Source organism: Candidatus Pelagibacter sp. Uisw_130 (assembly GCF_047722505.1).
In the GTDB taxonomy this organism is placed as follows: Bacteria; Pseudomonadota; Alphaproteobacteria; order Pelagibacterales; family Pelagibacteraceae; genus Pelagibacter.
Genome location: NZ_CP159814.1, coordinates 1,002,538 through 1,018,429 on the forward strand (window position 1 = coordinate 1,002,538; position 15,892 = coordinate 1,018,429).

Here is a 15,892-nt window from a genome sequence, read left to right on the forward strand (position 1 = left end):
AAAATATTAAGCTATTAGATGTTTATGATTAATTTTAGCGCTCATAACAATTGCAAAACCAATCATTGTTGCAAGCATTGAAGATCCTCCATAAGACATAATAGGCAATGGTGACCCAACAATGGGCAGCAGTCCTAACACCATCGACATGTTTACTGAAACATAAAAAAATATGGCAGATCCATAGCCATAACAAAAAAGTTTTGCAAAATAACTTCTTGAAATTGAGCCAATTCTTAAAACTCTATAAATAATTATAATATAGATTAGAAGTAATCCTAAAGAGCCTAAAAACCCGTGCTCTTCTGCAAATAAAGTAAAAATAAAATCTGTATGTTTTTCTGGTAAAAATTCTAAATAACTTTGTGTACCTTTCAAAAAACCTTTTCCAGTAAGGCCACCAGACCCAACTGCTATTTTAGATTGAATTATTTGATAACCCGCACCTAATGGGTCTTTATCTGGATCAAGAAATGTTAAAATTCTTAGTTTTTGATAGGGCTGTAAAAAAGCAATAGCAAAAGGCATTAAAACTAATAAAGCAATAAAAGAATATACAAAATATTTAATATTAATTCCTGCTAGCCAAATAACTGCCAATCCACTTAATGCAATTAAAATTGAAGTTCCCAAGTCAGGTTGGGTAATAACCAGCATAATTGGTAAAATTAAAATTATAAAAGCAATAAAGATGACCTGCAAGGTGTTCACTTTATCTAGTTGGATACGGTGATAATACCTAGCAAGACATACTATTATTGAAATTTTCATTAATTCAGATGGTTGTAAATTGATCAAATATAAATTGATCCATCTTTGTGACCCTGAAGCTTTAATACCGTATAAAGAGGCCCAAATTAAAAGAAATAAAACTACCCCATAAAATAAGTAAGCAAAATAATGCCAAATTTTAATGTTAATAAGTGACATAAAAATCATCATTGTAAAAAAAATTAAAAATTTTAAAATATGACTTTTACTATGAAATAAAATTTCCCCTCCATCTGTTGAATACATAGACAAAGCACTAATTAGTCCAAGACATAAAATACACAACAATAATATATAATCAAAGTCTCTTAATTTTTGAAAAAATGTGGGTTGTACATTAAATGAATTATATTGCATTTATATCTTAATGGTTTTTTTAATCTTAATTTTCTCTCTAAGTTCGTGCCTATCTATAATTAATTTAAAAAGCCTCTTTGCAATCGGTGCTGCAGTAGAGCTACCCGATCCACCATGTTCAATTACAATACTTAATGCATACCTTGGGTTTTTATATGGCCCAAAAGCTACGTATAAAGCGTGATCTCTTTCATTGTATGGAATTTCAAATGTTTTTAAATCAAGCTCTCTATCTTCTGCTGTAATTCTTTTTACTTGTGATGTTCCAGTTTTTCCAGCAAATTGATATTTGGGATCATCAATTCTTGATTTGTAAGACGTTCCTCTTATCTCATTGGTTGAGGCAAACATTGCCTCTCTGACTAGTTTTATATTTTTAGAGTTTAGAAATAAAGGTTCATGTTTTTTGATATTTAGAAAATCAAAAAGTTTTGATGTTTCTAATTTTAATTCATTATTTTTTAAATTTAATTGTTCTATATTATTGTTCATTATAGATTTAATTTCAGTTTCTGTTTTAGCGTTCGCTTCCACTACTATTTTTGGATAAATCTTAAATCCTCCATTTGCTAGTTGGGCCGTCATGAGACATAATTGTAGTGGTGTAGTTTGCAAATAACCTTGCCCAATACCTGTAATTAGTGTTTCACCTATAACCCATCCTTTTCCTAGGGTATCTTTTTTCCATTGTGTGTCTGGAACTAATCCTTTTTTTTCATTACTATAAATTTCATTTAAAACTTTCTCTCCAAGACCAAACTTTAGAGCTGTTTTTTTCAATCGATCAACTCCAAGTTTTCTTGCGATTTCATAAAAATAAGTATCACAAGACACTTTCATGGCACTTTTTAAATTAACAACTCCATGTCCTTTTTTTTTCCAACAATGATATGTTTGACCATACATTTCAATTTTGCCAGCACAATTAACTTTGAAATTTTTAGAAATAACATCGTTCTCAAGTGCAGAAAGGGCTACTATTGGTTTAATGGTTGATCCAGGCGAATATAATCCAGATAAAGTCTTGTTAACTAACGGTTTTAATGGATTATTTCTAATTAGCTGCCAATCATCTTGGCTGATACCAAATAAAAATAAATTAGGATCAAATGATGGGGATGAATGCATGGCAATTATATCTCCTGTATAAATGTCCATTACACTAATTGATCCAGCTACACCTTTTAATAATTCGTTGCTAAGTTTTTGAACCTCTGTGTCAATTGTAAGCTTAATTGTTTTCCCTTTTATGCCCTCTTCGTGGTCTATTTGATTAATTCTTTTTCCATATGCATTAACCTCATATCTTTGTATGCCGCTTGATCCAATTAAATCATTTTCAAATGATTTCTCCAAACCTGTTTTGCCCACCTTAAGACCCGGCACATGATTATTTTTAATTACCTCATTATTTAAAATATCTTTTACGCTTGCCCTACTTACATATCCCAATACATGTGTATAATTTTCACTCAGTGGATAATCGCGAGATACTGAAAGCACAGCTTTTGCACCAGTCAATTCATGTAAAAAAAAATTGATTTTAGTAAATTGTTCCCAGGTTAAATTGTCAGATACAATTAAAGTTTCCCATGATTTTTGACTATTTTTTTTTTTAATAATTTTATTAAATTGTGTGTCACTTAAATTTAAAAGTTCTTTTAACCTCAACATTAAACTTTTAAAATTTTCAACTTGTTCAGGGATAATATGTAGTTGATATACTTTAAGGTTGCCTGCAATCACATTTCCAAAATAGTCTAAAAATTCTCCTCTTACAGGTGGTAATCTCCATTCTCTCAGTCTATTTTTATCAGATAAAGTTAGATACTTTTTATTTTCTGTAATTTGTAATGAAAACAACCTTATAATTATTCCAGTAAAAACTACAAACTTTGCTACACCAATAATAAACATTCTTCTATTGATGGTGTGAAGTTTTTCACCACCAAAATGATTACTCTGCATTCCTAAAGCCTATAAAAAAGTTTTCAATAAAACGAAACATATATGTGAAAAAAAAATACAAAATAAATGTAAAAAATGTATTAAAAATACTTTTTATATAATCAATATCGTATTCGAAAATAAGAACCAGTAATATATATGAGAGTGAATTTAGGATTAATAGAGTAATTAAAAAAAAAATCCAATCTTTAAAAAGATTGGGTGTTAATGTTATATTTCTTAAATATGATGCCAATCCACACTGTAACAAAAATAACAAACTACTAATTCCCATTGGCAACCCTATAATTACATCGTTGAATAACCCTGCTACGAAGAGACTTACATAACCTAGGGCTTCTTTTCTCTTTAGCGTGTAATAAAAAATTAATATATAGCTAAAATTAAAGGAAAAATATTTTAATTCCAAATCATTAAAGTTAAAGTCATTCATTATTGACACAAAAAGTAAAATCAATGGGAAGTATTTAAATAAAACACTTCTTATATAATTTTTTCTTAATCTGCTCATCTATATTTTTCCTTTTTGTAAAACACAATTTTTATATTTTGGTGTTCCTACTTTATAAAGTTTGTTAAATATAGTTTTCCTACATTTGTGTCCGTATAAAAGATTTAATCTTAAGAATTTTATTTCTTCTTCTTGATTTTTTTGTACTAGAGCAGACCGTTTAAGATCTGCAAGCTCAGTTTGTAAATTAAAAAGTTTATTTTTAAGTTGACTATTCTCTTCCTCAATATTTTGTCTAACTTCAATAGCTATTTTCTTTTCCTCCAGTAGTATTCTTAAATTTTCTTCTTTTTTTGTTGCTTCTAAAATTTGAGCATTCATTTTTTTTAATTCTTTTTTAGACGTTTGATCTAAAACAGTTACTTTCTTAGAAAAAGATGTGACTTTTACATACTTAAGTTGTGTAAAATCTTTATAGATATCAACTTTTAAACTGTTCGTTGTTGTATTTTCTACAGCTTTTATTTTTCCAACTAATATTCCACTTTTAAACAATCCTCCTGCTCCTGATGTTACAACTATTATTTCATCACTATCGTTTTTAAGATCTACCTCTTGAATATATTGTATAGAACCGTTTTTTTTACCATCACCTGACATGATTGCCTGAATATCATTTGGTAATATAGATACCGGAATTTTAGAATTAATATCTGATAACAATAAAACTCTAGATGTGAAAAAATTTACTTCAACCACTTTTCCAATTAGATATTCATCATCAAGAACTGCCATCCCAAGCTTTATATTATTTTTACTTCCCTTATTTACAACAACAGTTCTTAGAAATGGACTATTCCTATCAATTAGTACTTTTGCAACAATTTCATTATTTTTTATAAAATAATCATCAACTAGTTTTTTGTACCTTATGTTTTCTAATGTAATTATTTGTTTTGATAAATCTTTAGACTTTAATTTTTTTAATTCTTTTTCGATTAATTGATAGCTAGTATAATGATTTATATGATTGGTTATTCTATTAAAACTATCCTCAATAATTTTTTCTGGTCCTGAAACTATGAATGAAGACCTATATACAATTTCTTTGATTGAAATTTTTACTAAATTAATAACCTTAAAATTATAACTCCCTAAGATTAAAAATAATATAGAAAAAAAAATTAATCCAAGTAATGAAAATTTTTGTTGAGTTCCTTTTTTTAAAAATGCAGATCTTATTGCTATTACAAAATCATCTCTGCTTGTTTCCATTATTTCTAATATTCAGATAGCATAGTAGAGAATATTTCTTCTTGTTCTAGAGCTTTTCCAGTACCAATCGCAACGCATGCTAATGGATCATCCGCTATAAAAACTGGTAATCCTGTTTCTTTGGAAAACCTTTTATCAATATTTTTTAATAATGCTCCACCACCTGTTAATGTTAATCCCATATCTACCAAATCAGCAGATAATTCAGGAGGTGTGTGCTCAAGGGCATCTTTTATTCCATTCACCATCTGTTTTAAAATAGCATTTAATGCTTCAGCGGTATCTTCTTCGGTAATATTCACTTCTTTAGGCGTTCCTGACCTTAAGTCTCTACCTTTGACTGCATAAGTGTTACTGTTTGATGGTATAGCTGTACCAATTTCTTTTTTTATTTTTTCTGCAGTACTGTCTCCAATCATAAGATTATATTCTTTTCTCATATAATCAACAAGCGCTGCATCCATTGCATCTCCTGCCACTCTTAATGATTTAGAATAAACAAGACCTCCTAGTGACATAACAGCTATCTCCGTAGTACCTCCACCAATATCAACCACCATTGATCCTGTTGCTTCTGAAATTGGAAGGCCTGCTCCAATCGCTGCTGCAATTGGTTCTTCAATTAACTGAACCCTTCTAGCTCCAGCTGCAAGAGCACTATCTTGAATAGCTTTTCTTTCAACTGGTGTTGATCCTGTTGGTACGCAAATTAAAATTCTTGGGTTTGCAAACGTTTTATTTTTATGAACTTTTTTTATAAAATGTTTAATCATTTCTTCGGTAACTATAAAATCTGCAATCACTCCATCTCTTAAGGGTCTAATAGCGCTTATGTTGCCAGGCGTTCTTCCAAGCATAGTTTTAGCTTCATCCCCCACGGCTAATACAGTTTTTTTTCCATTATTATCAGCAATGGCGACAACAGATGGCTCATTTAAAACTACTCCTTTTCCTTTTAAAACAACAAGTGTGTTAGCGGTTCCAAGATCAATCGCCATATCCTGACTCCAAACGTTAGTTATACTTTTAAACCAATTATCCATCTTATATTCCCTTCACTTTCTGAGTTTCATGCTCAATCGGAGCACTAGTTTTTTTTCTTTTAATAATCATCTTATTTAAAGCACTTAGATAAGCATTTGCTGAAGCTACTAGTGTATCAGTATCTGAAGTTTGTCCAACTGTAGTTTTTCCTTTTTCCTCAATTCGAACACTTACAGTGGCTTGTGCATCTGTCCCTTCTGTTACAGCATGTACTTGATATAATTGTAGTTTCACATCATGTGGATATAAAACTTTTATGCATTTAAATATTGCATCAACTGGCCCATCACCAGTTTCAGAAGTTTTTTTAACTTCTCCATAAACATCTAAGGTCATCTCTGCTCTTTGTGGCTCTCCTGTTCCGGCAAAAACTTTTAATGATTTTAGATTTATGACACTTTTTTCTGAAATCATACTGTCATCAACTAAAGCTGCTATATCATCATCATAAACATGTTTTTTCTTATCTGCTAAAATTTTAAACTTTCCAAAAGCAGATTGAATAATATCATCTGTAACATCCACATATCCAAGATCGTTTAGTTTCTCTTTAAATGCGTGTCGTCCAGAATGTTTTCCCATTACTAAAGAAGTTTTTTTAACACCCACACTTTCTGGTGTCATAATTTCATATGTCTCTCTATTTTTAAGCATTCCATCTTGATGAATACCAGCCTCATGAGCAAATGCATTTTTTCCGACAATTGCTTTATTAAATTGAACTGGGAAAGTTGCATTAGAAACTACCTTTGAAGCTTTACTTAATAATTCAGTATTAATGCCAGTTGTATAAGGCATTAAATCATTTCTAGTTTTTATTGCCATTACAATTTCTTCTAGCGCAGCATTTCCTGCCCTTTCGCCAATTCCATTTATTGTACACTCAACTTGTCTAGCTCCAGCAGAAACTCCTGCTAAAGAATTTGCAACAGCTAATCCTAAATCATTATGACAATGAACTGATAAAATAGCTTTATCAATATTCGGTACTTTATTTTTTAATGTTGTAATAATTTTTGTAAATTCAGATGGAATCGTGTAACCGACTGTATCAGGAATATTTATTGTTTTTGCTCCACTCTTGATTGCCAACTCGACTATTTTACACATAAAATCCATATCAGTTCTTGTTCCGTCTTCGCATGACCACTCAACATCATCTGTAAGATTTCTTGCGTAAGTGACACTTTCTTTAATTGCATCTAATACTTGTTCTTGTGATTTATTTAACTTATGTTTCATATGAAGAGCACTTGTTGAAATAAAAGTGTGTATTCTAAACCTTGGTGCTGATTTTAAAGCTTCATGACATGCATCAATATCTTTTTTACTAGCTCTTGATAATCCACACGGAATTGAATTTTTTAAAATTTTACTTATAGCTGATACAGCTTCAAAATCTCCAGGGGATGCGATTGGGAATCCAGCTTCAATTATATCAATTCCTAGTTCATCAAAAATTCTAGAAATTTGAATTTTTTCTTCAAGACTCATAGAGGCTCCCGGTGATTGTTCACCGTCTCTCATTGTTGTATCAAATATAAAAATTTTATCTTTATCAATCATAAATAATTTTTAAAAAATATGATACAATCTATAAGGGAGATTGTAAATTATTATCGTATTTAACGGGGCAGTCTTAATTGGTTTTAAAAAATAAAGCTAGGGGTATCAACTGCTGAATTGATAAATTTTGAGTTTTTTGATAAACGCAAAGTCATATTCTTAAGATTTTCTCGAACATAGCTGTCTATATTTGTTGGGTATTTTATTTCTAGAATACATTTATATACGAAATTCTTTATCATATTCAATTGACTAAAGTTTTTTAAATAAATACTCTGTAAGTTATAATCAACAGTAGCTCTCACTTTATTGTTGTTTGAAATAAAATATTGTCTATCATAGTTGGTAGTAAGAACTGGATAGATAATATTTTTAGAATTAACTATTTTATTAATTGTATCTTTTATAAATTCCAAGCCTTTTTTATCTAGAATAGATACTCCGTTTAATTGATCAACGTTGTAATTTGTTTTTTTTGTTACAGTGGCATCTTTATCTTTAATTTCTAACATTGGATTATCTAGTTTATGCTTTTCTCCATACCACCTAAGTCTAATCTTTTTTTTATTTCTTACTCCATCTAGATTTTCAAGAATTGAAGAAAAATTTTTATCATCAAAATATATAGAATTTACTTTTCTAAGAGGAAAATGAGTTTTAAAAAATAAATTTGATCGGATTAAAGAGTTAATTAAAGTTAAATGATCGTTATTTCTATAAATCCACTTTCTCTCAAATCTATTTATTTTTTTTATCATTATTTAATTTATCAAATGTAGTTCTTTATTGTTTATAATTGAAAGTATTTTTTTTGTACTAATATCTAAAATATTATTATCTGCTACGATATTTGATTTTTTATCCTTAAGCCACTTAGTGTGAAAATTCTTAATATCATATTTTTTTACAATCAATGAACCATATCCATATTCTAATTTTTTTTGATATGCAGCAAAAGGTATCTTAACCCTATTAAAAATAATATCTTCTGAAAAAACTTTTGAACCATCTTTACTCACAATTCCAGCAAATGAGTCATGAGCATTTATCTTTGAAATCTGAATGTTTGATTTTTCTCCTACGCTAATAACTTTATCATTTATGTTTGTAAATTTTATATCATAAACTGTGGCATCAGAACCTGAAAAGTCAATTCCATCATTCTTTATATTTTCAAAATTAGACAGCTCAATTTTGCCATTACTAAAATCTATGTCTACCGCATCTGAATTTATATTTTTGAACTTAGTTTTACTTATATAAAAATTAGAATTGAATATATTTAACGCATCTTCAGAATATATATTTTCAAATTGTACATTTTCTATTTCAACTTTTGTTGAATGAAAATTCATAGCACCATAAATTAAAAACTCTGATGAAGAATTTTTTTGAAATCCAGTTAGATTTGAAAATTTTACATTTTGAATTATTGATGTTTCATTGGTATCTGTAATTAATATACCTCCACCAAAGTTATTTAATTTACCACTAATTATTACTTTATCCTTTCCCTCTTTAATTATCCATGGTGAATTAGATATTATAAAAGAGTTATTTATCAGAATAATTTTTTGATTTGGCTTAATTAATACTTTAAAATTTTTTGGTATATATAAATCATTTTCGATGACAACTTCGTCTTTAATTAAAAATAATTTATCATCTTTTTTGTAAAAATACTTTTCATATTTAAGAGCTTTAGCTTTTTTAAATTTCTTAGTATCATAAGTGGAATTTATATGATTAATTTTCTTTAAAATTGTTTTTTCATCAAAATTTTGTAGTAATTCTACATGTGTACAGTTTATTTTTTTACTTAATTGTGGAACACTGATTATGGTGTCATCAAAATTTCCTAACTGTAAATTTATTGGTATTTCAATTGTATCCACACCATCGTTACAAATGAATTTGTTAACGAAGTTTTTGTTATAATTTTCAGAGTAGTCTTTAATTATAAACGTAGATTGGTTTTTTTGTAAAATTTGAAAACTTTCTTTCTTACTTAATTTATTTCTTATATTTTCTGCTTGATACTTAAAGTCTTTAATCGAAAAATAATATAAGCCCATGCCACTTGACTGGTCATGATACCAGAAAGAATCTGCATATATTTTAGAATTAATCTTATTAATTTTTTCGTTATTAGATAATAAGAATTTTTCAATAAATTTGTTTGAGCTGATTTCAGTCAACTTATCAAGATACATATTGTAAAAACCCTGACTCAATTTTTCACCATCAAAAAAATAATTTTTTAACCACCCTAGACCTATTTTTTCGTCTTGGGCATTTAGGTTATTTAAAAAATCAATTAATAATTTGTTATCGTAATTAAAGTTAAATTTATGAAAATTTGGTTTAAATCTATGACCATCAAATGGTATAGGTTCGAACAAACCATTAATAGGATTATAATAAAATTTTACACTTTTTAATAAAGCTCCATGCCATGTGCCAGTTAGATCTACAATCGCAAAATATGAAGCCCATTTTTCTAAATCAAAAACTTCCTCTGCTTTAATTTTATTTTGAAAAAAATCTCTTAATTTTTGTGATGCACTTAATGCAATTGATTTATTTTCTAATTTTTCCCAGTATTTTTTATTATATATTTCTAACACTGGTTCAATATTTGTATAATTTAAATCTTCATTAATTCCAAAAATAGGGCCATTCCTTCTTTTGTTTCTTTCTATTAGTTCTTTTCCAAAACCTTCTTCTAAAACATATAATCCTTTGTCCTCTCCATTAATACTTAAGTCTATGAATTCATAATTAATTTTTATTAAACCAAAATCTTCAGCTAATTCATGAAAAATCCACTCATGAATATAATTTCTAATTATTGGTTTTTGTAATGAAAACTTTCTCATTCCAAACAAATATTGATCTTTTTTAAGTTCAATTTTATATGAAGTGTTATCTCTATCTTCATAATGTATTTTTCTATCTCCTTTAAGTCTTGCTTTTCCTCTATATTTGATTTGATTAACCACTAAATCTAAATTGATTTTTGGGATTAAATCTCTTTGTGGCAGATCACCTTTTTTTAAACTTTCTTTCCTTATCTTTTCTAAAATAATTATGTCTTCAAATTTTATGTCTAGATTTATCTTTTCAAATTTAACAAAAATACTTTTTAAAGATGAGTACGCAATTTTGGGTAAATAAATATATTCATATCTTCCGTACCTTGAAATTTTGTCTAGTAATATAGATTTAGTTTTATTAAATGATAAGGATTTTATGATGATACCGAAGGATATTGATCCAACCACAAGTGTTAAAATAAAATAAAAAAGTAAAAATTTATTAATACTAAATTTGTTATTTTTATTTTTGGTTTTTTTTTTTAAAATCATAGTAATAAATTAAAATCATAACGATAAATCACTATTGTTGGAAAGTATTACTTTTGAATTTTTATATTCTTTTTTAATAACACCAGTAAGTTTAGTAAGTTCTTCAAATGTAGTAGGTCTTATATCTAAATTAACAGTTGTATTACTTTCACTTCTAGACATTGATATAAATTTTGATTCTAGTGAAATTTTATTAGCATCTTTAATGAGATTATTAATTTGTGTATCTGATATATTTTCTTCAATAATTATTCCCATATTAATTATCTCTGTAGACGTATCTTTTTTATTATTTAGGTATTTTGAGTAAATAATAATTGTCAGTAATGCAAAAAATATTCCTATAGTAGTAACAATCAATTGGTTTGCACCACAGCCTAATCCAACTGCAATAATTAAGAATAAATAAACCAATTCCTCAGGTTCTTTTATTGCTGCTCTAAACCTAACGATCGACAAGGCTCCAACTAGTCCTAATGATAATGCAAGTGAACTCTTAACAATCATAATAACTATGCATGTTGCAACTCCTAAAACTACAAAATTTTTTGAAAATTCAATTCTATTAGATAGTGTTGAAGAAAAACGTATATAAAATAAATGAACAATAAAACTTAAGACTGCTGCACAAAACAAGCTTAATATAAAATTTGAAAGCTCAATTTGCACATTTTGATTTAAAAAAAAATTAAGATCTTTTTTTTCCATTAACTGTTTCTATCTTATTTTAATTTAAGATAACACAATATATGACTTATATACTAAGTCTTTTTTTTACTTCTTATCACTATCTATTAATTTTTTCTTACCAATCCAAGGCATCATTGCTCTAAGTTCAGCACCAACTTTTTCAATTGGATGATCTGCAAGATCTTTTCTCATTTTTAAAAAGTTCTTTTGACCACCTTCACATTCTTTCATCCAATCTTTTGTAAATTTACCAGATTGAATATCAGCCAAAACCTCTTTCATTCTTTTTTTACTTTCACTATCTACAACTTTTTTACCAGATACATATTCGCCATATTCTGCTGTATTAGAGATAGAATAATTCATATTAGCAATTCCACCTTCATAAATTAAATCTACTATTAATTTTACTTCATGTAGACATTCAAAGTATGCCATTTCAGGTTCGTATCCTGCTTCTGTTAGAGTTTCAAAGCCGTTTTTGATAAGCTCAACTAATCCACCACAAAGTACAGATTGCTCACCAAATAAATCAGTTTCACATTCGTCTTTAAATGTTGTTTCAATAATGCCCGACTTTCCACCACCTATTGCTGAAGCATATGATAATGCAAGATCTCTTGCTTTACCTGTTCCATCTTGATGAACAGCAAATAAACATGGCACTCCACCACCTCTTTCGAATTCACTTCTAACTAGATGACCAGGTCCCTTTGGTGCAACCATAAATACATCTAAATCTTTTCTTGCTTCAATTAATTTATAATGAATATTTAATCCATGAGCAAAAGCTATACTTGTTCCTGGTTTAATTCTTTGATCAATATGATTTTTATAAATAGCTGCTTGTAATTCATCTGGTGTAAGTATCATTGCAACTTCTGCCCATTCTGCAGCATCAGATAAACCCATTACTTTTAAACCTTTTGATTCTGCTTTTGCTTTACTTGCAGATCCATCTCTAAGTGCTACTACAACTTCTTTAGCCCCACTATCTTTTAAATTTAATGCGTGAGCATGTCCTTGGCTTCCATAGCCAAAAATTGCTATTTTTTTACTTTTGATTAAATCTACATCTGCATCTTTTTCATAAAACATTTTCATTTTTATTCTCCTTTATTTTTTAATTAAAAATCTCTGCACCTCTCGTCATTGCTACCGCTCCGGTTCTTGACGCACTAACAAGATTAAATGGTTTTAAATCTTTTATCACTTTATCTATCTCTCTTTTTAATGCTGTTATTTGAATTACAGCAGATTTATGTGTCTGATCTAATATAACTGGATTATATTTTTTACAAGCATTTAAAGCCTTCTTAATTTTACTAGTATTTGCAACAACTTTTAATAAAGCCATCTCCTTAAATATAACTTTTTTATCCTCTCTTTTAAAATTTCCAACTTTATGAACTGGCACTAGCTTCTTTAATTGTAATACAATTTGTTCTATAACTTGTGGTGTCCCTGTTGTTACAATTGTAATTCTAGAAAGATTATTTTTTTGATCTACTTCTGCTACGGCTAAAGACTCTATGTTGTAACCTCTTCCAGAAAATAGACCTACTACTCTTGATAAAACACTTGCTTCGTTATCAACCCAAACAACAATTATATGGGTATCGATTTTACCTAACTTAGTAGGAGTACTGTATGCTGATTTTGATTTTACCATTTAAACTAAAGATTTTCCTTTACCTGTAATCTTATTCTCTTCCTGGTCCTTAGGTCCTAACAACATTTGATTATGTGGCTTTCCAGAGGGTATCATTGGATAACAATTCTCAGCTTGATCTACATGACAATCAAAAATTACTGGTCTATCTATACTAATCATTTCTTCAATTTTTTCGTCTAATTCATCTGGATTTTCTGCTCTAATGCCCACACAACCATAAGCTTCGGCTAATTTTACAAAATCTGGTAATGCCTCTGAGTAACTTTCGGAGTAATTTTTTTCATGAAGAAGCTCCTGCCACTGTCTAACCATACCCATATATTGATTATTCAAAATGAATATCTTTATAGGCAAATTATACTGAACTGCAGTTGAAATTTCCTGCATAGTCATTAAAATTGATGCTTCTCCAGCAATATCTACAACTAATTTTTTAGGATGAGCAACTTGCACACCTATTGCTGCTGGTAATCCATAACCCATAGTTCCAAGTCCTCCTGATGTCATCCATCTATTAGGCTTATTAAATTTATAATGTTGTGCTGCCCACATCTGATGTTGTCCAACTTCAGTAGTAATATATGTGTCCTGGTTTTTAGTTAATTCATAAAGTCTTTGAACTGCGTGTTGAGGTTTAATAATTTTATCACTATTTATAAAATTTAAGGATTGTTTTGTTCTCCATTTTTGAATTTGTCGCCACCATTTAGATATTTTTTGCTTGTTTGATTTTTCTAAATCTAAGTTTTTCTTTTTTAATGTTTTTGATATAGATTTAATTACATCACTCACATCACCGACAATAGCTAGATCAGCTTTTACGATTTTATTAATTGATGATGGGTCAATATCAATATGAACTTTTTTTGATTTTGGAGAAAATTCATCTATCTTTCCAGTAATACGATCGTCAAACCTTGCACCTATATTTATTAATAAATCACAATCATGCATTGCATTATTAGCTTCAAAAGTTCCATGCATACCAAGCATTCCTAAAAATTGATTATCATCTCCTGGATAAGCACCTAATCCTTGCAATGTTGATGTAATAGGAAATCCAGTTAAGGCCACTAGCTCTCTTAAAAGTTCACTTGCCTTTGGGCCTGAATTAATTACTCCACCTCCAGTATAAAAAACTGGTTTGGAGGCTTTTTTCATCAAGTCTACTAATTGGTCAATTTCTTTTTGGTTAAATTTACTAAGAACTTTTCTATTTAATTTTTTTTCTTTTTTAGGTTTAACATATTTTGCTTTTGCAAACTGAATATCTTTTGGGATATCAACTAATACTGGTCCGGGTCTTCCTGTTGTTGCAACTTCAAATGCCTCATGCATTATTCTTGGAAGATCATTAATATCTTTAACTAACCAATTATGTTTTGTGCAAGGTCTAGTAATTCCTGTAGTATCACATTCCTGAAAAGCATCTGTTCCAATTAAATGTGTAGGTACCTGACCTGAAATACAAACTAGTGGAACTGAGTCCATATAAGCATCTGTTAATGCTGTAACAACATTTGTTGCACCTGGTCCTGAAGTAACCAATACAACACCTGGTTTTCCAGTTGATCTCGCATAACCTTCTGCAGCATGTCCTGCTCCTTGCTCATGTCTAACTAATATATGTTTTATGGTTGGGTGATTTTTTAATTCATCATAGATAGGAAGAACTGCACCACCCGGATATCCAAAAATATGTTCAACTTTTTGGTCTTCAAGACACATGAATACAATTTCCGCTCCTGAATATAATTTTGGCATTCAGGCAATCTATCGGACTTTATGTTAATTGGTCAAGTTTAAGGGAGGATTTTTTTAATTTTTTTATATAGCTATCTATCTTGTTTGGATCAATTTTAATCCAAGATATCATTCTAGTTTTTGCCCAAGTAGCTTGTCTTTTAGCGTATTGTCTTGTTTTAATTGATATTAATTCTTTTGCTTCATCTAAAGTAATTTTATCATTTAGATACTGTGTCAATTCGACAATCCCAATTACCTTGTTTGCACTCTGCTCTTTTCTAATTTTTAATTCAAGAAATTTTTTAACTTCCTTAATGGCTCCACTATTTATCATAACATGAGTTCTTAAATTAATTCTTTCAATAAGTTTTTCTCTTTTTGTTTCAATTTGAAGTTTTAAAAAATCACTGTCTTTAAATTCAGATTTAGTCTTAGATAACCAGTCATACATGGAGATATTGGTATAAGATTTAATCTCATATGCTCTTATAGATCTTTGTGTATCATTTGGATCAAATTTATCTTTTACTTTAGGATCTAGCTTTAAAAGTTTTTTATAGAATTTTTTTTGGCCTTCTCTTTTAGACATTAGCCTAACTTTATTTCTAAACTTGAGAGGTATTTCTGGAATTTTAACAAGACCATTAATCAATGACTGAAAATAAAGACCAGTTCCACCAACTAAAATTGGAATTTTTTTCTTTTTTTGAATACTTTTTATTTTTTTAATTGCAAGTTTCAACCATTGTCCTGTTGAAAATTTTTTATTTAAATCAATAGTTCCATAAAGATGATGTTTAATATTTTTTTGTACTATTTTATTGGGTCTTGCTGTTAAGATTTTTAATGTCTTATAAACCTGCATACTGTCAGAATTAATTATTTCTCCTTGAATTTTTTTTGCAATCTTGACTGCAAAATTTGTCTTACCAGATGCAGTGGGGCCTGAAATTAAGATAATTTTGGACTGTTTGTCCATTG

Annotated in this window: 12 protein-coding genes; all 12 read right to left on the bottom strand. The window is 28.8% G+C overall.

Annotated elements, in window-relative coordinates:
- Positions 1–6 precede the first annotated feature (6 nt).
- The gene (gene rodA / locus ABXT55_RS05480) at positions 7–1,128 is read right to left on the bottom strand and encodes a rod shape-determining protein RodA (protein WP_415284314.1); all 1,122 of its coding nucleotides are present in this window, start codon (positions 1,126–1,128) and stop codon (positions 7–9) included.
- Positions 1,129–3,096: a penicillin-binding protein 2 gene (gene mrdA / locus ABXT55_RS05485; RefSeq protein ID WP_415284315.1), complete on the bottom strand. Its 1,968-nt coding sequence runs from the start codon at positions 3,094–3,096 to the stop codon at positions 1,129–1,131.
- A gap of 511 nt (positions 3,097–3,607) precedes the next feature.
- A complete protein-coding gene (mreC, locus tag ABXT55_RS05490) occupies positions 3,608–4,822 on the bottom strand; it encodes a rod shape-determining protein MreC (RefSeq protein WP_415284316.1) in 1,215 nt (404 codons plus the stop codon).
- A 5-nt stretch (positions 4,823–4,827) separates the two neighbouring features.
- Complete coding sequence (locus ABXT55_RS05495; RefSeq protein ID WP_415284318.1) at positions 4,828–5,865, bottom strand: rod shape-determining protein; 1,038 nt, start codon at positions 5,863–5,865, stop codon at positions 4,828–4,830.
- A 1-nt stretch (position 5,866) separates the two neighbouring features.
- Positions 5,867–7,432, bottom strand: a complete 1,566-nt coding sequence (locus ABXT55_RS05500; protein ID WP_415284319.1) for a 2-isopropylmalate synthase — start codon at positions 7,430–7,432, stop codon at positions 5,867–5,869.
- 83 nt (positions 7,433–7,515) lie between these two features.
- Positions 7,516–8,190 carry a VTC domain-containing protein gene (locus ABXT55_RS05505; RefSeq protein ID WP_415284320.1) on the bottom strand — a complete coding sequence of 225 codons (675 nt, stop codon included), beginning with the start codon at positions 8,188–8,190 and terminating at the stop codon, positions 7,516–7,518.
- A gap of 3 nt (positions 8,191–8,193) precedes the next feature.
- Positions 8,194–10,800, bottom strand: coding sequence for a CotH kinase family protein (locus ABXT55_RS05510; protein WP_415284321.1), 2,607 nt, complete (start codon positions 10,798–10,800; stop codon positions 8,194–8,196).
- A gap of 15 nt (positions 10,801–10,815) precedes the next feature.
- Positions 10,816–11,508, bottom strand: a complete 693-nt coding sequence (locus tag ABXT55_RS05515) for a DUF4956 domain-containing protein (RefSeq protein WP_415284322.1) — start codon at positions 11,506–11,508, stop codon at positions 10,816–10,818.
- A 66-nt stretch (positions 11,509–11,574) separates the two neighbouring features.
- Positions 11,575–12,594, bottom strand: coding sequence for a ketol-acid reductoisomerase (gene ilvC / locus ABXT55_RS05520; protein WP_415284323.1), 1,020 nt, complete (start codon positions 12,592–12,594; stop codon positions 11,575–11,577).
- A 19-nt stretch (positions 12,595–12,613) separates the two neighbouring features.
- On the bottom strand, positions 12,614–13,162 hold the full coding sequence (ilvN, locus tag ABXT55_RS05525) for an acetolactate synthase small subunit (RefSeq protein ID WP_415284324.1): 549 nt from the start codon (positions 13,160–13,162) through the stop codon (positions 12,614–12,616).
- Positions 13,163–14,929 (bottom strand): acetolactate synthase 3 large subunit, encoded by a 1,767-nt coding sequence (locus ABXT55_RS05530; RefSeq protein WP_415284325.1) that lies wholly within the window; start codon positions 14,927–14,929, stop codon positions 13,163–13,165. It lies immediately after the preceding gene.
- Between the two features lie 19 nt (positions 14,930–14,948).
- Complete coding sequence (gene miaA / locus ABXT55_RS05535; RefSeq protein WP_415284326.1) at positions 14,949–15,890, bottom strand: tRNA (adenosine(37)-N6)-dimethylallyltransferase MiaA; 942 nt, start codon at positions 15,888–15,890, stop codon at positions 14,949–14,951.
- Between the last annotated feature and the right edge of the window lie 2 nt (positions 15,891–15,892).

Excerpts from the sequence above, each read along its gene's own strand:
- ilvN (WP_415284324.1), bottom strand. The coding sequence starts at position 13,162 with ATGGTAAAATCAAAATCAGCATACAGTACTCCTACTAAGTTAGGTAAA.
- mreC (WP_415284316.1), bottom strand. The coding sequence starts at position 4,822 with ATGGAAACAAGCAGAGATGATTTTGTAATAGCAATAAGATCTGCATTT.
- mrdA (WP_415284315.1), bottom strand. The coding sequence starts at position 3,096 with ATGCAGAGTAATCATTTTGGTGGTGAAAAACTTCACACCATCAATAGA.
- ABXT55_RS05530 (WP_415284325.1), bottom strand. The coding sequence starts at position 14,929 with ATGCCAAAATTATATTCAGGAGCGGAAATTGTATTCATGTGTCTTGAA.
- ABXT55_RS05505 (WP_415284320.1), bottom strand. The coding sequence starts at position 8,190 with ATGATAAAAAAAATAAATAGATTTGAGAGAAAGTGGATTTATAGAAAT.
- ABXT55_RS05495 (WP_415284318.1), bottom strand. The coding sequence starts at position 5,865 with ATGGATAATTGGTTTAAAAGTATAACTAACGTTTGGAGTCAGGATATG.
- rodA (WP_415284314.1), bottom strand. The coding sequence starts at position 1,128 with ATGCAATATAATTCATTTAATGTACAACCCACATTTTTTCAAAAATTA.
- ilvC (WP_415284323.1), bottom strand. The coding sequence starts at position 12,594 with ATGAAAATGTTTTATGAAAAAGATGCAGATGTAGATTTAATCAAAAGT.
- ABXT55_RS05515 (WP_415284322.1), bottom strand. The coding sequence starts at position 11,508 with ATGGAAAAAAAAGATCTTAATTTTTTTTTAAATCAAAATGTGCAAATT.
- miaA (WP_415284326.1), bottom strand. The coding sequence starts at position 15,890 with ATGGACAAACAGTCCAAAATTATCTTAATTTCAGGCCCCACTGCATCT.
- ABXT55_RS05500 (WP_415284319.1), bottom strand. The coding sequence starts at position 7,432 with ATGATTGATAAAGATAAAATTTTTATATTTGATACAACAATGAGAGAC.
- ABXT55_RS05510 (WP_415284321.1), bottom strand. The coding sequence starts at position 10,800 with ATGATTTTAAAAAAAAAAACCAAAAATAAAAATAACAAATTTAGTATT.